The following is a 19,002-nucleotide window of genomic DNA, read 5'->3' as shown; positions in this document are numbered from 1 at the left end:
GATGACTCGCATGGATTGAGTGAATAGGGTATCGCGAACGAGGTCCATCCCATTAGATCAGTCAGGGCGCGCTCAGTTGCGCCGAGGCGGTGGCGGTCGGCTCACTGGCCGGGCTCTCATCGCGCCACGGTGCCGGCAGCGTCCAGAGCGTGAGCGCGTCGGGCATCGGCGTGCCACGGTAGAAGCGCACCAGGTCGCGTTTCATCAGCGGACGGGCGACGTCATCAAGATAAATCATATGCCCGCCCTGGAAGAAGTTGACCTGCAAGTCCGGATTCAGGCCAGGCACCGTCTGGAGCCGCGCCAACTGCTTCTCGGTGTTGAAGAACGGCGTGGCCAGATCGTGGAAGCCGTTTTCCGACAGCACCCTGAGTTGCGGATTGAGCGTCAGCGCACCGAGCAGGTCCGGAATCGTGTCAGGCAAGGGCTGCCCGTCGTGCGAAAAATCCCAGACCTGAATGATGTTGTCGTTCAGCGGCATATAGGTGGCGTTCGGCGCCGTGTACCCGAGATAGTCCGGCATCTGCGTGGCGAGTGCGGTGGTGAACGGCTGGGAGATCAGGATGTCCGACGGGTCGCCGTCGTTCTGCAGACGCGGATCCGAGTTCGGCAACGACACGCGCCCGTCATAGCGGCCGATCGTCGTGCCGGGCAACAGGGTTGACGAGAACGGGTTGACGTTGAAGTAGCCCTGCAATGCCTGCACGGTCAAACCGGAAGGCAAGGTCCACGCCTGAATCGTTTTGGCGTTCGGAAACACCGGCGTGCCCAGCGCGTCCGGTATGCCCAACTGACTGAGCACCCATGACTGCGAGTAGCGCCTGAACTTGTTGTACTCAGCCGTGACGAACAGGCTTGTCTGCAATGCGTAAAGGTCCTGATTGAGCGGCGCCGGCGAGGCCTGGTTATAGTACGCCGCAACCGCCGCGTAGCCTGGGAAATAACCCGCCAGCGTATCCGTATCCAGAGCGAGCGCGCTCGACGAATTCGTAATGGCGACCGCCTCGATCGCGTCGGCGAAATAGTTCAGGATTGCAGATTGCAGGACGATGCCCGTCAGATGCACGCCGGCTGATTCGAGCGCCAGCGCCAGCATGTCGGTGCGCGGCGTGCCGTACGACTCGCCGTAGAGGTAGATGGGCGAACTGCCGCGATTATTGACCGCCAGATAGCGCTCGATGAAATCGCGCATGATGTTGACGTCGGCGTCGGTCGTCCAGTACTTCTGATTCGTATTCGGCAGGATCGCTTCGGACAGGCCCGTGCCCGGCGGGTCGATGAACACCATGTCCGTGGTGTCGATCAGGCTCTCCTTGTTATCGACCAGCGGGTAATTCGGCCAGTTGCCGAACACCGGGTCGGTCGTGGCCACGCGGGTCGGCGCGAACGAGCCGAGCCGCAGCCAGATCGACGAGGATCCTGGGCCGCCGTTATAGACGAATGTGACCGGGCGGGGTGAGCCGTTCGTGCTCGGCGCCGTGTAAGCCACGTAGGACATGGTTGCTTCGGGATTGCCGTTGGCGTCGGCGGCCGTCAAATGGCCGGTGGTGGTCGTGTAGTTGATCGGCGTCCTGCCCAGCGTCCACTGATAGTGCATGACCGCTGCCTTCTCCGAGGCCTGGGCGGGCGCGAGACCGTCCGTGGCGTTGGACGAATAGGCGACGGGATCGATATAGGTTTGATTGGCGCTCGGCGTTTGCGGCTGCGAGGCAGTCTGCGCGCTGAGTTGCGAATTCGCCGTGGTCTGCTGCATGCTCACGGCCGCGCCGCTGGACGAACCGCCGTCCCCGCCGCCGCATCCGCTCACCAGCATCACCGCAACCGCCAGAGTCCCTAACGCCGGCAGCCTGTGCTGGCGAAAGGGGCCATTGCCTCGAAGACGCTCGACTCGTTTCATCTCTATCCTTGGTGGTGGGTTCAAATACCGTTACACAAAGGCCGCGGTACCGGATTGAAGATGCATCGGAGATCGAAATATTCTCGCTGCATCGACGGGATATCGCGGTGGAGAGCAACTTGCTTGAATTTTTATAGCCGGATTTATTTCTATGCTAGATGAGTAGAATTACTAAATATCGTGATTGGATATTCCAGCAATTTTGATGGGGTTATGCCGCAATCAATTAATCGTGTATTGGCAGCAGAGGAAAAATAGGTGACGCGGTATTGGTTTGTCAAGGACGTGACGGGTTTCCGTAAGCGCCGCTTCGGTGCGCCGATCTTGAGTTCGCATGAGGCGCGAGCGCGTGGATTTACACCGCAATTCATTCAACGGTTATTTATTACTATTTATAAGGTGATGTTTGCTTAATGTAATAAATAAGCGCATTGGCCGGGAATTGAATAACGCGCCGCGCTGCGAGGTTTTATTCCGGCTCGACGAACGCCAATGGGAAGCGGATTTCGAATGTGGTTCCCACCCCCTCGCGCGATGCGAAATCGATATGCCCGTTCAACGCCCGGCACAGTTCCTTGACGATGGCGAGGCCGAGGCCCGTGCCGGGAATGTCGTCGTCCGTGGCTCGCTCGAATTCGTCGAACACGCGGGTCGCATCTGAAGGCGCGATGCCCACGCCCGTGTCCGAGACGCGAATCGACCAGTGTTGCTCACCGGCCGTGGCAAAGTCGAATGAGATTTCCCCCAGCTTCGTGTACTTGGTTGCGTTGGAGAGCAGGTTGACGGCAATCTGTTTCAACTTGAGCCGATTGGATGCGACTGACGTCAACGCGGCATCGAAGGTCGTGCGCAACACCAGTCCTTTGGCCTCGATCGACGGGCGCGAAGACGTGACGAGTTCATCGAAAAGCTCGCGCAGGTCAACCTGTTCGACCGCGAGCGGGGTGCTGTCGCCGAGCACTACGGAGTATTCGACCATCTGGTCGACGAGCTGTTTCATGTCGGCTGCCTGGCGGTTTGCCAGCGTCAACACGACATCGGCTTTTTCTGGCGCGCGGCCGATCAATTCCAGCTCGATGGAAAACGCGTTCAGAAAGTTGCGCAGATCGTGGACGACACTGCGGGTAATCTGCATGCGCGAGCCGTGCAGATCGCTGACCAGCTGCTGCTTTAACCTCAATTCGCGATTAGCCTGCTCCAGCTTGCCGGTGTACTCGGCGATCTTGCCGTCCCGTTCGCTGAGCACCTCCTTGATCGACGTGAGCGTTGCCACGCTGAATGTTTCGGAGATCACGCGGCGCGCCCGCCGTTCATGGCGGCGCGTGAACGTGCTGTCGAGATTGGCGTATTCCTCGACCGCGTCGGCGAGCATCTGACGAAACAGATCGAGTTCGCGCACGAGTTCCTCGATCCGGTAGCCCTGGTGCCAACGGACTTTGCCGTGCTTTTTCGCATCGCGCTCGATGGCGGATTCGACCTGTTCGACATCTTCGACGTCGAGCGCCGCGCATAGCCCGTCGAGAATTTCCGGCAGATGATCGGCGAGTTGCTGGTACGTGAGCTTGTCGGCTTCGACGAGATCGACGTCGGCGAATACGGCCTTCATCCATTGCTCGGTGAGCCGGGTCTGCTCCGCTCGGATGAAGTCAGCAAACTTGCGCAGCGGGTTAGGGCGGGTATCGGTCATGGTCAGATTATTATCTCTCCAATAATCACTTGTGGAATGTTGCTTGCCTAGCTCTCATGCGACGACAACAAGACGACTATGACCCTCAATCCGGCGGCGTCGCGTCCGATGCGTTTCCATCAGCCGGCATCGTTGAGCGCCTTCACAAAATCGACGAACGCGCGCAATGGTGCCGGCAGGTGGCGGCGCCCCGGATAGTAGAGAAACGGGCCGGAAAAGCGCTGCCACCATGGTTCAAGAATCGGCTCCAGCGCGCCGCTGTCGAGATGCGGGCGCAGCATGTCTTCGAACAGATGAATGACGCCCACGCCGGCGATCGCCGCGCTGGTCGCCAGATCGATCGCCGCACCCGGACGCACGAGCAGCGGGCCCGAAGGATTCAACTGCAGCACTTCGCCGTCGCGTTCAAAGAACCAGATTGGCGTTGCGCCCCCGGCGAACTGGCCACGCAGGCATGCATGCGAGAGCAGTTCGCGCGGATGAACGGGCCGGCCGCGCAGGTCGAGATAGTCCGGCGCCGCCGCCGTGGCGAAGCGCTGCACACGAGGGCCGATTGGAATCGCGACCATGTCCTGTTCGAGCCTTTCGTCATAACGAATGCCCGCGTCGCAACCGATCGACAGCACGTCGACGAAACCATCCTCGACCACGACTTCGACGCGTATGTCCGGATAGGCCTTCAGGAACGCGGCGATAATCGCGGGCAGAACGATCCGCGCGGCGCTCGACGGCACGTTCAGTTTGAGCGTGCCCGCCGGCTTGTCCCTGAAGACGTTCAGCACGTCCAGCGCCGCTTCCATCTCGCCGAACAGCGGCGTCAGCTTTTCGATGAGGCGCAATCCCGCTTCAGTGGGCGCCACACTGCGCGTGGTACGGTTGAGCAGCCGCAGGCCGAGCTTCGCCTCGAGGCGGCGTACGGCGATGCTCAGACTCGACGCCGAAACACCGCCCTGGCGCGCCGCGTCTCGAAAGCCACCCGCGCGGGCCACCGAGACGAACGCGGCGAGATCGTTCAATTCCATGATGATTGTGCATATTTAGAAACAACCTGTGCACGTTAGACTGCTTTATTTAACAATGCAACCGCCGCCATACTGTCGCTCATCCACTCACCAAGGAGAGCGTCATGTCGAATCTCACCCCTGCGACTACCTTCCAGTTGGCCGGCCGCTCTGTGCGCCGCATGGGTTACGGCGCCATGCAACTGGCGGGCCCCGGCGTGTTCGGGCCGCCCAAGGATCGTGACGCCGCCATTGCGGTGTTGCGCGAAGCGGTGGCGTCGGGCGTCGATCACATCGATACGAGCGATTTTTACGGGCCTCACGTTACCAACCAGTTGATCCGCGAAGCGCTGCATCCCTATGCCGACGATCTTGTGATCGTCACCAAGGTCGGTGCGGTGCGCGGCAGCGACGGCGCATGGCTGCCCGCGTTCGAACCAGGGGATATCGAGCGCGCCGTGCATGACAATCTGCGCAATCTCGGCCTTGACGCGCTCGAAGTCGTCAACATGCGAATCATGGGCAGCGTGCATGAGCCTTCTGAAGGTTCGATCGAAAAGCAGGTCACGGCTCTTGCCGAACTTCAGCGTCGCGGACTGGTGCGCCACATCGGCTTGAGCAACGTCACCGCTGCGCAGATTGCCGAGGCGCGAAGCATCGCGGAGGTGGTGTGCGTGCAGAACCATTACAACCTGGTGCACCGGGCGGATGACGCGCTGATCGACGACCTCGCCGGCAAGGGGATCGCGTATGTGCCGTTCTTTCCGCTAGGCGGGTTCACGCCCATTCAATCGTCGGCACTTTCGGGCATCGCGCAGAAGCTCGATGCAACGCCAATGCAGGTGGCGCTCGCCTGGCTGTTGTATCGGTCACCTAATATTCTGCTGATCCCCGGGACGTCGTCGGTTGAGCATTTGCGTGAGAATCTGCGGGCATCACAGTTGATACTGACTGATGAAGTGCTTGCGGAGCTAGATGCGATTGGCGGTGCGCATGGCCAGCCCGCGGAGTAATTAAGGCCGGTAGCGCAACGCGTCGATCAGCACGGCCAGTGCGCGCGAGGATTGACGGCGGCTCGGGTAGTACAGGTGATAGCCCGGGAAGGTGGGGCACCAGTCCCTGAGAACCTGTTTGAGCCGTCCGTCGTCGATGTGCGGGCGGGCCAGTTCCTCGGGCACGTAGGCAAGCCCGCAGCCGGTCAGCGCCGCTGCGAGCATCTGGTGCGTGCCGTTGAACACCAGTTGACCTTCAACACGCACATGCAGTTGGTGGCCAGATTTTTCGAACTCCCAGGCATAAAGTCCGCCGTAGGTCGGCAGGCGAAGATTGATGCAGTTGTGGTTCGTGAGATCCCGTGGTGTTTTCGGCCGCGAGCGTTTCGCGAAGTAGGAGGGCGCGCCGACCACCGCCATGCGCAGATCCGGCGCGATGCATACCGCGATCATGTCTTTGGCCACCTGATCGCCGAGCCGTATCCCCACGTCGTACTGCTGAGCGACGATGTCGGTCAGCCCGAAATCGACGATCACTTCGACCTTGATGTCCGGATACTCCGGCATGAGTTGCGCCAGCTTCGGCTGGAGAATGGCGCTGGCGGCATATTCGTCGGTCGTGATGCGGATGGTGCCCGCGGGTTTGTCGCGCAGTTCGCCAAGCGCGGCGAGCTCTTCGTCGATTTCATCGAGGCGCGGACCCGCGGTAGCCAGCAGCCGTTCGCCGGCCGGCGTGGGCGAAACGCTTCGCGTGGTTCGGGTCAGCAGGCGAATGCCGAGCCGCGCTTCGAGACCGCGAATCGTGTGGCTCAACGCGGATTGCGAGACGCCCAGTTTTGCCGCCGCGCGGGTAAAGCTGCGCTCGCGGGCGACCGCGAGAAAGGCCAGCAGGTCGTTCAGGTTTTCGCGTGCCATTCATGAATCCTGCTCATGGGTGTTTGCCGATTTTACCGTCTAGTCGCCGAGTGGGGCAGCGATTAAATTCGACGTGGTCAGCGATTGGGACTGCTTGGGGCGCGAACCGCCTGAGCTGTCAGTCGCAACCCTGATTCGAACTGGAGCGTATGCCATGCCTCATGAACCTGCTGCCGAACCCGTTGCCGCGCGCAAGGCGTTTGGCGATCTCGCGCCCGCACTCGCGGAGTACACCGACAAGGTGCTGTTTGGCGACGTCTGGGAGCGCCCTGGGCTGTCACCCCGTGATCGGAGTCTGATTACCGTGGCGAGCCTCGTTGCGCTGTATCGCGGCAACGAGTTGCCGTTTCACATCGGCAAGGCGCTCGACAACGGCATCTCCCGGGATGAACTGATCGAGTTGATCACGCACCTTGCGTTCTACTCGGGCTGGCCGACTGCGGCTACGGCATTGACAGTCGCACGGCAGGTTTTCGCGGGCCGCGAGGCTTGAGCCCGCGAATCGGTTTCGCAAGCAATGTGTTTATCGGGCGTGGCCTGAACGGAGAACAAGTGATGGACTATCGGTATCTGGGCCGCAGTGCTCTCAAGGTTTCGCCGCTGTGTCTCGGCGCGATGATGTTCGGCGGCGAGACCGCGGAAGCGGACGCAAAGCGCATCATCGACAAAGCTTATGAGCAGGGCGTGAATTTCATCGACACGGCGGACGTGTATCACGCGGGCCGCTCGGAAGAAATCGTGGGCAGGGCAATTGCGGAGCGGCGCGACAACTGGGTCGTGGCGACCAAGTTCGGCTATCCAACTGCGCAAGGGCCGAATGAGCAGGGGCAGTCGCGCAAGTGGATCATACAGTCGGTCGAAGCGAGCTTGAAACGGCTCGGTACCGACTACATCGATATCCTGTATTTTCATCGAGCGCTTGCGGATGCGCCGCTCGAAGAAGGCGTGCGCGCGATTGGCGATCTGATTCGACAGGGCAAGATCCGCTACTTCGGCGTGTCGAATTTCCGCGGCTGGCGCATTGCCGAGATTGTGCGTCTTGCGGATCAGCTCGGCATCGATCGGCCGGTTGCGAGCGAGCCGCTTTACAACCTTGTTGATCGTACGGCGGAGATCGAGCAATTGCCGGCCGCGCATCATTACGGTCTGGGCGTTGTGTCATACAGTCCGCTGGCGCGCGGTGTGTTGAGCGGCAAATATGCAGTGGATGCGCCGCCTCCGGCCGACTCGCGCGCAGGCCGCGGCGACAAGCGTATTCAGCAGACCGAGTGGCGTCCGGAGTCGCTCAGGATCGCGCGGACGATCGCCGATCATGCGGCGGAGCGTGGTACGACGTCGATTGCGTTCGCGCTGGCGTGGGTGCTCAAGAACCGTTTTGTCAGCAGCACGATTGCCGGGCCGCGTACCGAGGCGCAGTGGGATAGTTATGTGGAAGCGTTGAAAGTGGAGCTTGGGCCCGAGGACGAGAAGCTGGTGGATAGGCTCGTTGCGCCGGGGCATGCGTCGACGCCGGGGTATACCGATCCGGGGTATCCGGTTGAAGGGCGGCGGGTGGGGTGAGGGGTGGGGGCGCAACGCCCCCGTACCCATGAACCCCTTCGTCCAACGACGCTCACCTCACACCGCCCCCGCAATAAACTCCCGCAACCACCGATGCGCCGGATCGCGATGCACACGCTCATGCCAGAGCATCGCCATCTCATACCCCGGCACCTCCACGGGCGGCTCGACCATCTGCAGCGCGCCATTGCCACGCACGAGCCTCGCGGGAAGCATCCCCACGAGGTCGGAGCTCGCCAGCACCGACGACATGAATAGAAAGTGCGGCACCGAAAGCACAACCTTGCGTGTCAGACCCACCTTCGCAAGCGCTTCATCGGTCACGCCAATGAAGCCGCCGCCATCCGGCGACACGATCACGTGCTCGAGCTTGCAGAATTGCGCGAGCGTGGGCCGGCGTTTCAGTCGCGGGTGGCCGGCGCGCCCGACCAGCACATACCGCTCGGCAAACAGCACCTTGCCGCGCAGTCCCTCTGGCGCGCCTTCGCTGGTATGAAACCCCAGATCGATTTCTCCCTGTTCCGCCTGCCTCGCAAGGCGTGGCGGTACCGCTTCGACAACGGCGAGGCGCGTGCCGGGCGCCGCCGCACGTAAGCCTGCCAGGGCGGGCAGGATGATCGTCGATTCGGCGTAGTCAGTCGCGGCGACGCGCCAGGCGTGGCTCGCCTCGGCGGGATTGAAAGGGCGGGCCGGCGCCACCGCCTGCTCTAGCGCTTCGAGCGCCTCCCGCAAGGGTTCGCGCAACGCCTCGGCACGAGCGGTGGGCCGCATGCCGCGTGGTCCCGGCAGCAGCAGCGGGTCGCCCAGCACATCCCGCAGTTTGGCCAGATGCACGCTGACTGAAGGCTGGGAAAAGTTCAGGCGTTCCGCCGCTCGCGTGACGTTGTGTTCCGCCAGCAGCACGTCCAGCGTGAGCAGCAGATTGAGGTCCAGCCTCCTGAGATTATTCATGGCTATACCTGGCATATTAGGAATTCATTTCAAATATACCGGAGCGGGATCTACTCTGGCTTCTTTCTCTTGGCCACGAAGGATCACCCTGTTATGAACGTTCTTCTTGTTTACGCGCACCCGGAACCCAAATCGCTGAATGGGTCCCTCAAGGACTTCACCGTCAAACGCCTTGAAGATGCCGGACATACTGTTCAGGTATCCGATCTATATGCGATGAAGTGGAAGGCCCCGCTCGATGCGGGCGACAGCCTCGCGAAAGAATCCGGTGAGCGTTTCCACCCCTCACTTGACTCGAAGCATGCGTTCGAAAACGGCCTGCAGAGCGAAGATATTGCAAGCGAGCAGGAGAAACTCCTGTGGGCGGATGCTGTCATTCTGCAGTTTCCGCTCTGGTGGTTCTCGATGCCGGCCATCCTCAAGGGCTGGGTGGAGCGGGTGTATGCGTACGGCTTTGCCTATGGCGTCGGCGAACACTCCGACGCACGGTGGGGCGAGCGCTATGGCGAAGGCAAGCTGGCAGGCAAGCGCGCGATGCTGGTGGTCACGACAGGCGGCTGGGAGTCGCACTACAGTCCACGCGGCATCAACGGTCCAATCGACGACGTGCTGTTTCCCATTCAACACGGCATCCTCTATTACCCCGGCTTCGACGTGCTGCCGCCGTACGTGATCTATCGGACGAGCCGTATCGACAAAACCAGTTATCCCGCCGTGCGTGACGCGCTCGGCGAGCGTTTGGACAATCTCTGGACGACCGCACCGATTCCGTTCCGGCCGCAGAACGGCGGCGCGTACACAATTCCCGCGCTCACGCTGCGAGCCGATATCGCGCCAGACGAGACGGGATTCGCTGCGCACGTCGCGTAAACGTCGAGCACGTACGTAGTACTCCCTTCATAACTCAAGCTGACGAATCGTATGTTTCGCTGAAATTTGGTTGTAAGTCGCCGTTGCTAGAGTCGTCCACAGAATTTTTGCAGCCTGATGTCAGGCAGTGTTCTTCGGACGCCTACAAAGAGAAGAGCGACAAACCATGAATCAAGCGCGTGCGTTCTGGCTCGTTCTGATGCTGCTGATTACGACGCCTGGCTGGGCATTTCAGTCGCGCGTCGTCACCATTCCCAGTGCGGCCATGCATAAGTCGCTCGAAGCGACGGTCGTGCTGCCCGATCAATATGCGCGCGGCAAAGGAGCCGACCGCTTTCCGGTCGTCTATCTGTTGCACGGCTCAGGCGGCGACTACACCGACTGGACCGCGAATTCGCAGATCGGCAAGCTGGCGGACCGCTATCACGTGATACTCGTGATGCCCGACGGCGGTCACGAAAGCTGGTACATCGACAGTCCCGTCGATCGCCGCAGCCTGTACGAAACCTATGTGGGTACAGAGGTGGTGGCTTTTGTCGACATGCATTTCCGCACAATCGCCAGGAAACAGGCGCGCGCCATTACCGGCCTGAGCATGGGCGGGTTCGGCGCCTTGCATATCGCGCTCGACCGCCCGGACACGTTCGGTGCCGCGGGGAGTATCAGCGGTGCGGTGGACCCGCGTGGCTGTGAAGATGAGCCCGGCATCGCGCAGATCTTCGGCGATCCGGTCCGGCATGCGGACTTCTGGAATAACGAGGCGATTGTCGCGAATGCGCGCAGTTTCGGGAACGCGCATATCGCGCTGACGATCGACTGCGGTGTGAACGATTCGCTGGTGCAGTCGAATCGCACGCTGCATGAGCGCCTCGTCGAACTCGGTGTGCCGCACGACTACGCGGAGCGGCCCGGCGGCCACACCTGGAAGTACTGGGCAAATGCCGTGCAATACCAGGTGCTGTTTTTCGCGGGGACCTTCAAACACAATGGCAACACTGCGGCGAGCACCGCAGCGGCTTGACGTTTTGCGGCGGAAATTCCAGTTCGGAATTCGCCATCCATCTGGAGGCCGCTGATTGAGCCAATCAGTCGGCCACGCATGATGCCAAATCGCGCCAATCAATCGATGCCGTGAAACACCGCGTCGTCCGGACCGAGATACACCGGCGGGCGCCATGCGGCGTCGCGCATGGAATGCTGGACCAGTTTCTCCACACCCAGCAGCACCGCGAAAATCGCCATACGCACCGGAATGCCGTTATCGGTTTGCCGGAAAATCGCCAGCCGCGAATCGTGATTCAGGTCGACGCTCAAATCGTTCGCGCCCGGCCGGCTGTCGCGCGGCAGCGGGTGCATGATCAAAGTATCGGCGCCGCACACGCTATCCACCAGCGCCTGATTGATCTGGAAGTCCGGCGTATAGCCTTCGAACGATTCGTCCGCGAAGCGCTCTTTCTGAATGCGCGTGGCGTACACCACGTCGGCGCCGCGCAGGCCGGCGGTCAGATCGTGCGTCTGTTCGATCACGTGGCCGTTGCGTGAAATCTGCTCGACGATATAGGCCGGCATTTCGAGCATGGGCGGCGAGATCAGCGTGAATTTGATGCCCTTGTAGAGCGCCAGCAGTTTGACCAGCGAGTGCACCGTGCGCCCATATTTCAGGTCGCCGACCAGCGCGATATGCGCACCGTCGACGATCTTGCCGAGCCGCGAGAACTCGCGCTGAATGGTGTACAGGTCGAGCAGCGCCTGGCTCGGGTGTTCACCCGGGCCGTCGCCGCCGTTGATCACCGGCACGTTGGTCGCGCGCGCAAACTCGGCCACCGAGCCTTGTTCCGGATGACGGACCACCAGCGCGTCCACGTAACCGCTCATCACGCGACTGGTGTCGTAGATCGACTCGCCCTTGGCCATCGACGAAAACGTGAAGCCGGTGGTGTCGCAAACCGATCCGCCGAGCCGGCAGAACGCGGCGCCGAAGCTCACGCGGGTGCGCGTGCTGGCCTCGAAGAACAGATTGCCGAGCACCGCGCCTTCCAGCACCCGGGAGATTTTGCGGCGGCGCGCGATGGGTTGCATGATGTCGGCCACGCGAAACAGCGCCTCCACCGAGTCGCGCGAGAACTGGTCCACGGAAAGCAGTTGCGGCTTGCCCTCGAACAGCATCTGGCTGGCAAGCGATTGCGAGTCTACGCTTTGCGTATATTTTTCGCCGGGATCGCCGTGCACCACGATTTCCGACACGAAGCGCTCCACGATTTCCGGCATGGCGCGCGATTCCTGCGAGTCGTCCGGCAGGAGCCACGTGTCGAGCGCCCGGCGCGATACGCCGATCCGGCTGGCGAACGTGTCGCGCGTCATGTTCAGGCGACGCATCGCGTCGCGTAGGAAGGCTTGTTGCGGAACGCTCATGGGGCCACCTGTCGGGAAAGGGGGTAATCTGAAAATGTACGCGGTGCGTATATTAGTTTCCCCATCGTAGAAGTCAAGCATTTTTCGCGATGGGCCTTGCCAAGCCGCCCCGGACGCGGTTACGCTGCGTGTCATGCATTTCGGCCCAACGCTCAGACTCCGTCCGTCCACTTCTGCCTGTCTCGCTCTCGCGAGCGCCGCAGTCGCACGCACGTGTGTTTCGAACGTTAGCGCCAAAGCCAAAAAACAGCCGCTCATCTGACCGGAGCTTGCTGTTCCGTCAGATGTGCGACGGAACAGCCGGTCAACGCCCGCCTGGGCACTTTCCTGTGTTCCTCCCTCGCACCGCTGCACGGAATCGATACGGTCGCTATCGAGGTAAAGACATGTCTATTTTTTCGGGTATCTGGATTCCGCTCATCACGCCGTTTGCCGACGGCGAGGTCGATCACACCGCCTTGCGCGCGCTGGTGCGCCGCTATGCCGAGGCGGGCGTCGCCGGGCTGGTGGCGCTCGGCACGACGGGCGAGCCGGCCGCGCTCGACGCCGCCGAGCAGGACGCCGTGCTGGCGACGATTCTCGACGAAGCGCATGAAGCGCACGATGCGCACGATGGGCGCGCGCTGCCGGTAGTGGCCGGCCTATCCGGCAATCACACCGCCAGCATGCGCGAGCGCATCGAGCAGCTGAACGCGCTGCCGGTCGCCGGCGTGCTGATGGCCGCGCCGTACTACATCCGGCCGTCGCAGGCGGGCATCGTCGCGCACTTCACGGCGCTGGCCGACGCGAGCGAGAAGCCGGTCGTGCTGTACGACATTCCTTATCGCACCGGTGTGCGGCTCGAACTCGACACGCTGCTGACCCTCGCGGCGCATCCGCGAATTCAGGCCATCAAGGACTGTGCCGGTTCGCTCGACACCACGCTCGCACTGATCCGCGACGGCCGCTTGCAGGTGCTCGCGGGTGAAGACATGAATCTCTTCAACACGCTGTGCCTTGGCGGCAGTGGGGCGATCGCTGCGTCCGCGCATCTGCGCACGGAACGCTTCGTTGCGCTGTACCGCGCGCTGGCGGCGGGCCGGCTCGACGAAGGCCGGCGCATTTTCCACGCGCTCGCGCCGTTGATCGAGGCGCTGTTCGCCGAGCCGAATCCCGCGCCGGTGAAGGCGCTGCTGGCCGCGCAAGGGGCGATACGCGATGAGCTGCGCGCACCCATGACGCGTGCGAGCAGTGCATTGCTCGAGCGGCTCATCGCGTTGGATACCGGTAAGGATGCAGCGGTGCAGGCCACTGAACCCGTAATTTGAACGCGGGTTCTCTCAAGACCGGACCGGGGCGCGTGAGACAGGCGGTAGAGGCGGGTGGTGCGGACGGCGACGCGGCCCGCCGTTCATGGCACGCCATGCCGCCCGCAGCGCATCGTCCCTTCGTCCTGTATTTGAGATGATGCTTCGTGCTGCCAGGGGATAATCGGCGCCCTCTGTCCACTCTCGCGGCCGGTGTGTCTCCGGTCGATGCCGCATGCAGCCAGTTTTGTCCGCTGATCTTTTGTCCCGTTTGCCGCTGTGTGAAACGCGTCGCGCGCCCGGCGTGCTGAACGCGTTGCCGGTGTCGAACATGCGTCTCGCCGCACCGTTTCGGACGCGCGCCGCGATCGCGCTGCAAGCGTTACGTGCTTCACATACGAGGCGCCGCTAATGGCTTCCGCGTTCCACGCCGGCAGTCAGCTTGCCAGCGGTTCCATCGGCTTCGTCACGCGCCGCACCGCGCTGACCGTGGCCGTGAGCGCAGCCATCGGCGCGGCTGCGCTTGCGCTTGCAACGGGCTTCACAATCGGCCTGCACTGGGCCGCGCGCGGCGGCGCCGACGAGCGGGCAGCGGGCCGCGTCGAGCACGATTACGCAATCGATCAGCTTGGCAAATTGAACGCGACAGTAGCGCAGATCGAGCCGCGCATCGCGCGACTCACGGCGCAGGTCGGCGCCTTGCACGATTTTGAAGCGCGCCTGAATACGCCGCGGCCCGCGCCGCGCGCGCCCGTGATGCCAGCAACGCCCGGCGCGGCTTCCGCACCCGACACGTCCGCAACCGACAGCGAAGGCGAGGGCGGGCCGGCGCTGCCGCCGCGCCGCTGCAACGCTCTCACGCCGCTGGGCCGGCATGCCGATGCCGAGCGCACCGGCCAGCAACTGGATTGCATCGCCGCGACCTTGTCGGCGCTCGAGCAGCAGACCGCCGACCACGCGCTCGCGTACGCCGCCTTTCCCGGCCGCATGCCGGCCGACGGCGCGCGCTTCGGCTCGCCGTTCGGCAACCGTATCGATCCGTTCACGCATCGTTTGAGCTTTCATCCGGGCCTCGATCTGGTTGCCCCAACGGGTACGCCGATTCTGGCGGCGGCGGGCGGCCGCGTGGTGTACGCCGGCGAGAAAGCGGGCTACGGCAACGCGGTCGAGATCGATCACGGCAACGGCCTCATGACCCGCTATGGCCACGCGTCGCGCATCGTCGTGCATGTCGGCGATCTGGTGCTGCCGCGCCAATATATCGCCGATGTCGGTTCCACCGGCCGTTCCACCGGTCCGCATCTGCATTTCGAAGTGCTGGTCAACAGCGCGCCGGTTGAACCGTCCGCCTATCTCGCGCTGTTCGCGCCCGCGTCTCATGGCTGACCGGCATTTCCCGCACAAAGCGGGCATTCTCACCCACCGCGCTTACGCGCTTCGGCCCGTGCGTTCGCTGGCTTTCCGTTTGACCGCATGGGCCGCGAAGGGTGTGCTGTGTGCCTCCGTCGGCGGCGTGGTTGCGACCGCCTGGCACGCGAGGCGCGCCGGCATGCCGCCCGCGCAATGCATCGTGGCGCCCGTCGACGAGAGCGCGCAGCAGAAAGAGTTGATCCGCGCACGGCTCGCGCTGGCGCAGGAATCTGCGGCGCGCGCGGTAGTGCAGAAAACCGCGGACAGCGCCGCCGCCGATGTCGCCCGGCTCAACGCGGAAGTGCAGTTTCTGCGCGGCCAGAGCAAGGGCCGCTCACTGGCGCAGGATGCTGCACCGCGGCGCTGAGTCCATCCGTCAAACCAATCGGCAACACACAAGACAACCACCGTGTCGTCGCCCGCGCAGCATCGGTGTGACGGCCTTTTTCATTTGCAAGAGAGTAGTGATGTTCAACAAGAAGAAACCCGCCGGCATTCAGCAGACCAAGCTCGCCACCCTGATTGCTCCCGACGTGCGGATCACCGGAGATCTGCAGTTCAGCGACGGTCTACGCCTGGACGGCCACGTGCACGGCAACGTCAGCGGCGAGCCGGGCAGTCAGACGCTGCTCGTATTGAGCGACCGTGGCTCGATCGAGGGCAACGTGCATGGCTATGACGTGGTGGTCAACGGCAGGATCGTCGGCGATGTGATTGCCGATCACTTCGTCGAGTTGCAGAGCAACGCGCATGTGACCGGCAACATTGACTACCAGCAGTTGCGGATGGATTGCGGCGCTTCAGTGGACGGCAAGCTCACCAAACGCGATGCCGCGCAGGCGGCGAGACCGCTTCTGCCGTCGGTGTCCGACACGGAGTTCAGCAAAAGCGATATCGGCTAGACGCCTCGGACGCGAGGCGCCGCGTCAAATCGGCCCCGGCAGCGACGTGCGTTGCACGGGAGTGTCGTGGCCGAGCGCATCGCCGCTCGAGCCTCGTGCGTCCTGCCCGCCCCACGCCCGCCGGGAGGTGCCGAGGCGCTGCAGGGCGCCGCGCTCGAGCGTGTCGAGCATGTCCCGTTCGACCATCATCAGCTTGAAGGCCAGCACGATCAGACCGCACGCCAGCATCAGGTCGCCGGCGAACACCACTGCGTAGATCGCCGAGGTGTTCTGCGGATTGCCGAGCAGAAGCGACGCATTGCCGCGGTCGAGCAGCACGAGCACGAGCGGCACGGCCGCATTGAGCGTGGCAATCGTCGCGCCGATGAGCACGATCAGACGAGCCGGGCCGAGCCTTGGGCGGCGCCGGCGGCACACTTCGTAGAGCGTGGCGGCGCGGTACGGCAGGAAAAACATCACGAGCAGCATGGCGCGCAGCACGATCGGCGCCCGGAGCATCAGTGCGCTTCCGAAGAGAACGCAGAACACCGCGGTGCCGGCAAGCGCGGCGCGCCACGGCACCGTCAGGCCGAACAGGTCGCGCGTGCCGACCCAGATAAACATGCGGCTTTGCAGAGCGAAGGTGGCAGTGGCGACCAGCAGCAGGTCGTTGCGCCACGTGAGGTGCAGCGCGAAGCATGCCGATGAAGCGCAGAGCAGGAAGAAACCGATTGCCCAGAAACGGAAAGCTGTGACGTGCTTGAACATGCGCGACAGTGCGGTCGTCAGGAGGGCACAGCAGAGAAACGTGATCAGCCACAACGATGTAAACGTCGCTACGTCGAATTTCATGAAATCTCCAACACCTGGCCTGCTTGTAATTATTCGTTTCTGAAGCTAGGTCCGCTGCTTGTGGCGACGTGACCCAAAACAACGCTGCGCCGCGCGGATCAGAACGTCGCGGCGCTCATGCGGCCTCCGCCCTTTCCCGCAGCAGGTCGCCGAAATCCTCGGCGCTAAGCGGTTTGCCAAGCAGGAAGCCTTGCATCTCATCGCATCTCATCGTTCTAAGTATGTCCCGTTGCGATTCCGTTTCGACGCCTTCGGCCACCACGTCCATTTCCAGCGAGTGCGCGAGCGCGATGATCGCCGACACGATCGCGCTGCCTTCCGGGCCGTGCTCGTCGAGGCCGTTCGTGAAGAACCGGTCGATCTTCAATTGCTTGACGCGAAAGCGCTGCAGATAGGCGAGGCTCGAATAGCCGGTGCCGAAATCGTCGATGGCGATTTCAAAGCCGCTGGCCTGGAACTCGCGGATCATTTCGATGGTTTTGGGCGCGTCCTGCATCGCCACGGTTTCGGTGATCTCGAACATGATCTGGTCGCATTCGACACCTTCGGCCTGGACGATCTCGAGGATGCTCGACACGAGATCGGGCTGCAGCAACTGGCGCGGCGACAGGTTGATCGCCACTCTGACCGGCGGCAGGCCTTGCGCGACCCAGCTGCGGATCTGCCGGCACGCTTCGCGCACGACCCAATAGCCGATCTGGACGATCTGCCCCGAGCGCTCGGCAATCGGAATGAACTCGAGCGGCGCCAGCGCGCCGAGCTGCGGGTGATGCAGACGGATCAGCGCTTCGGCGCCTGCCAGCGAGTCGGCGCGGCCGTGAAACTTCGGCTGGAAGTGCAGCGAGAAATGCCCGGCGGCCAGCGCCTCGTGCAACGCACTCTGAATCTGCAGCGTGCGCGTGGCCGCCTCGTTCATGCTGCGCTCGAAGAAGCGGTAGGTGCTGCGGCCCGCGCGTTTGGCTTCGTACATGGCCGCGTCCGCGTGTTTCAGCAGGGTGTCGACGGTATCGCCGTCGTGCGGATAAAGAGCGATGCCGATGCTCGGCATGACCTGGAGCGGCTGCGAATCGGTCCACATGCCCTGGCGCATCCGGTCGAGCACGGCTTCGGCCAGCGCACCGGCGGCTTCGCGGCTGTCGAGATTTTCGGACAGCACCACGAACTCGTCGCCGCCCAGCCGCGCTACCGTATCGGTCGCACGCACGCACAGGAGCAGCCGCTGGGCGAACGCGGTCAGTACCTGGTCGCCGGCGGAGTGGCCGAGCGAGTCGTTGATCGTCTTGAAGCCGTCGAGATCCATGAAGAGGATCGCGAAGAGGGTTCGCTGCCGGCGCGAACTATGAATGGCGCGTTCGATGCGATCTGTCAGCGTGGTGCGGTTGGGCAGTCCGGTTAGCGTATCCAGCGTGGCGAGTCGCACGATCTGGCCGTTCAGGTTCGACACCGCGCCGGCCAGAAAGGTGGTGCGCGCGTCGAAGCGCGACAGCAGCAGCGTGACGATCAGAATCGCGAAGGTGAACAGGATCACCGTGGTGGCGAGCCAGTCGGCGTTCACGCCTTTGGCCGCGCCGCACACGGCACCGAGCGGAAACTCGGCGGCGGCCATGGCGGTGTAGTGCATGCCGGTGATCGCGACGGCCATCACCAGCGCCGCGGCGGCGCGCATGCGCACGACGTGCCGCTGGCCGTCGTTGACGAGCGCGCGGGCGATCCACAGCGCGGCGGTTGCCGCGCCGATCGCAATCGCGATCGAGGCCGCGAACCACGTCGGCTGATAGTGGATGGCCGGCGACATCTGCATGGCTGCCATGCCGGTGTAATGCATGCCGGCAATGCCGAACCCCATCAGCACGCCGCCGGCCAGCAGGTGAGCCACTGTGAGCCGCGCACGGGTCGTGATGGTCAGCGCCAGATACGAGACACCGATCGCGAGCGCGAGCGAACAGGCGGTGGTCGCGAAATCGTAGCCGAGCGGGATCGGCAGTGAAAAGGCCAGCATCGCGATGAAATGCATCGACCAGATGCCGACGCCGAGCGCCGCCGCGCCACCCAGGCGCCAGGCGTGCCGCTGACGTGACGACGCCAGGATGTAAATGCGACCGGTCAGATCCAGTGCCGTGTACGACGCAAGCGTCGCGACGGCGAACGAGATCGCTACCAGCCAAAAATTGTATGTGCTCTGCATGTTAAGTCCAACCGCCAGGAGGAAGCGGCTGAACTGGTTATCGACAGATCGAGGCGCTTGTTTAATTGTTTTTCAATATGTTAGCTATTGGCGCCGGCCGTCT

The 19,002-nt window shown here is 62.9% G+C and carries 17 protein-coding genes; 9 read left to right on the top strand and 8 right to left on the bottom strand.

Annotated elements, in window-relative coordinates; all coding sequences use genetic code 11:
• Nucleotides 1-61 precede the first annotated feature (61 nt).
• From A6V37_RS26945 to A6V37_RS26935, 3 genes are all read right to left on the bottom strand, one after another.
• Complete coding sequence (locus A6V37_RS26945; protein ID WP_064271481.1) at nt 62-1,897, bottom strand: S10 family serine carboxypeptidase-like protein; 1,836 nt, start codon at nt 1,895-1,897, stop codon at nt 62-64.
• A 469-nt stretch (nt 1,898-2,366) separates the two neighbouring features.
• A complete protein-coding gene (locus tag A6V37_RS26940) occupies nt 2,367-3,584 on the bottom strand; it encodes a sensor histidine kinase (protein WP_064271480.1) in 1,218 nt (405 codons plus the stop codon).
• Between the two features lie 119 nt (nt 3,585-3,703).
• On the bottom strand, nt 3,704-4,606 hold the full coding sequence (locus A6V37_RS26935; RefSeq protein ID WP_064271479.1) for a LysR family transcriptional regulator: 903 nt from the start codon (nt 4,604-4,606) through the stop codon (nt 3,704-3,706).
• A gap of 104 nt (nt 4,607-4,710) precedes the next feature.
• Between A6V37_RS26935 and A6V37_RS26930 the strand changes: the two genes are divergently transcribed.
• Complete coding sequence (locus tag A6V37_RS26930; RefSeq protein ID WP_064271478.1) at nt 4,711-5,598, top strand: aldo/keto reductase family oxidoreductase; 888 nt, start codon at nt 4,711-4,713, stop codon at nt 5,596-5,598.
• Here the strand turns inward: A6V37_RS26930 and A6V37_RS26925 are convergent, their stop codons facing one another.
• On the bottom strand, nt 5,599-6,492 hold the full coding sequence (locus A6V37_RS26925; RefSeq protein ID WP_064271477.1) for a LysR family transcriptional regulator: 894 nt from the start codon (nt 6,490-6,492) through the stop codon (nt 5,599-5,601).
• A gap of 154 nt (nt 6,493-6,646) precedes the next feature.
• Between A6V37_RS26925 and A6V37_RS26920 the strand changes: the two genes are divergently transcribed.
• Both A6V37_RS26920 and A6V37_RS26915 read left to right on the top strand, forming a co-directional pair.
• Complete coding sequence (locus A6V37_RS26920; protein WP_064271476.1) at nt 6,647-6,985, top strand: carboxymuconolactone decarboxylase family protein; 339 nt, start codon at nt 6,647-6,649, stop codon at nt 6,983-6,985.
• A gap of 62 nt (nt 6,986-7,047) precedes the next feature.
• Nucleotides 7,048-8,052 carry an aldo/keto reductase gene (locus A6V37_RS26915; RefSeq protein ID WP_064271475.1) on the top strand — a complete coding sequence of 335 codons (1,005 nt, stop codon included), beginning with the start codon at nt 7,048-7,050 and terminating at the stop codon, nt 8,050-8,052.
• A 57-nt stretch (nt 8,053-8,109) separates the two neighbouring features.
• Here A6V37_RS26915 and A6V37_RS26910 read toward each other — a convergent pair whose 3' ends face one another.
• Nucleotides 8,110-9,018 carry a LysR family transcriptional regulator gene (locus A6V37_RS26910; protein ID WP_064271474.1) on the bottom strand — a complete coding sequence of 303 codons (909 nt, stop codon included), beginning with the start codon at nt 9,016-9,018 and terminating at the stop codon, nt 8,110-8,112.
• 78 nt (nt 9,019-9,096) lie between these two features.
• Between A6V37_RS26910 and A6V37_RS26905 the strand changes: the two genes are divergently transcribed.
• Nucleotides 9,097-9,873, top strand: coding sequence for an NAD(P)H-dependent oxidoreductase (locus tag A6V37_RS26905; RefSeq protein ID WP_064271473.1), 777 nt, complete (start codon nt 9,097-9,099; stop codon nt 9,871-9,873).
• Between the two features lie 166 nt (nt 9,874-10,039).
• A complete protein-coding gene (locus A6V37_RS26900) occupies nt 10,040-10,894 on the top strand; it encodes an alpha/beta hydrolase (RefSeq protein WP_064271472.1) in 855 nt (284 codons plus the stop codon).
• A 98-nt stretch (nt 10,895-10,992) separates the two neighbouring features.
• Here A6V37_RS26900 and A6V37_RS26895 read toward each other — a convergent pair whose 3' ends face one another.
• Complete coding sequence (locus A6V37_RS26895) at nt 10,993-12,285, bottom strand: aspartate carbamoyltransferase (RefSeq protein WP_064271471.1); 1,293 nt, start codon at nt 12,283-12,285, stop codon at nt 10,993-10,995.
• A gap of 386 nt (nt 12,286-12,671) precedes the next feature.
• Between A6V37_RS26895 and dapA the strand changes: the two genes are divergently transcribed.
• The 4 genes from dapA to A6V37_RS26875 all read left to right on the top strand — a co-directional run bounded on the left by dapA (nt 12,672) and on the right by A6V37_RS26875 (nt 15,883).
• A complete protein-coding gene (gene dapA, locus A6V37_RS26890; RefSeq protein WP_064271470.1) occupies nt 12,672-13,592 on the top strand; it encodes a 4-hydroxy-tetrahydrodipicolinate synthase in 921 nt (306 codons plus the stop codon).
• A 390-nt stretch (nt 13,593-13,982) separates the two neighbouring features.
• Nucleotides 13,983-14,957 carry a M23 family metallopeptidase gene (locus tag A6V37_RS26885; protein WP_064286478.1) on the top strand — a complete coding sequence of 325 codons (975 nt, stop codon included), beginning with the start codon at nt 13,983-13,985 and terminating at the stop codon, nt 14,955-14,957.
• The gene (locus A6V37_RS26880) at nt 14,950-15,348 is read left to right on the top strand and encodes a hypothetical protein (RefSeq protein WP_064286477.1); all 399 of its coding nucleotides are present in this window, start codon (nt 14,950-14,952) and stop codon (nt 15,346-15,348) included. Before A6V37_RS26885 ends, A6V37_RS26880 begins: the two co-directional genes overlap by 8 nt.
• Before the next feature lie 100 nt (nt 15,349-15,448).
• Entirely contained in the window at nt 15,449-15,883 is a 435-nt protein-coding gene (locus A6V37_RS26875) for a bactofilin family protein (RefSeq protein WP_064271468.1), read from the top strand.
• 24 nt (nt 15,884-15,907) lie between these two features.
• Here A6V37_RS26875 and A6V37_RS26870 read toward each other — a convergent pair whose 3' ends face one another.
• Nucleotides 15,908-16,714: a hypothetical protein gene (locus tag A6V37_RS26870; protein WP_064271467.1), complete on the bottom strand. Its 807-nt coding sequence runs from the start codon at nt 16,712-16,714 to the stop codon at nt 15,908-15,910.
• A 115-nt stretch (nt 16,715-16,829) separates the two neighbouring features.
• Nucleotides 16,830-18,917: a putative bifunctional diguanylate cyclase/phosphodiesterase gene (locus A6V37_RS26865; RefSeq protein WP_479724544.1), complete on the bottom strand. Its 2,088-nt coding sequence runs from the start codon at nt 18,915-18,917 to the stop codon at nt 16,830-16,832.
• Between the last annotated feature and the right edge of the window lie 85 nt (nt 18,918-19,002).

Source organism: Paraburkholderia ginsengiterrae, assembly GCF_001645125.1.
Taxonomy (GTDB): Bacteria; Pseudomonadota; Gammaproteobacteria; order Burkholderiales; family Burkholderiaceae; genus Paraburkholderia; species Paraburkholderia ginsengiterrae.
This window is presented reverse-complemented; position numbering and strand designations above follow the sequence as displayed.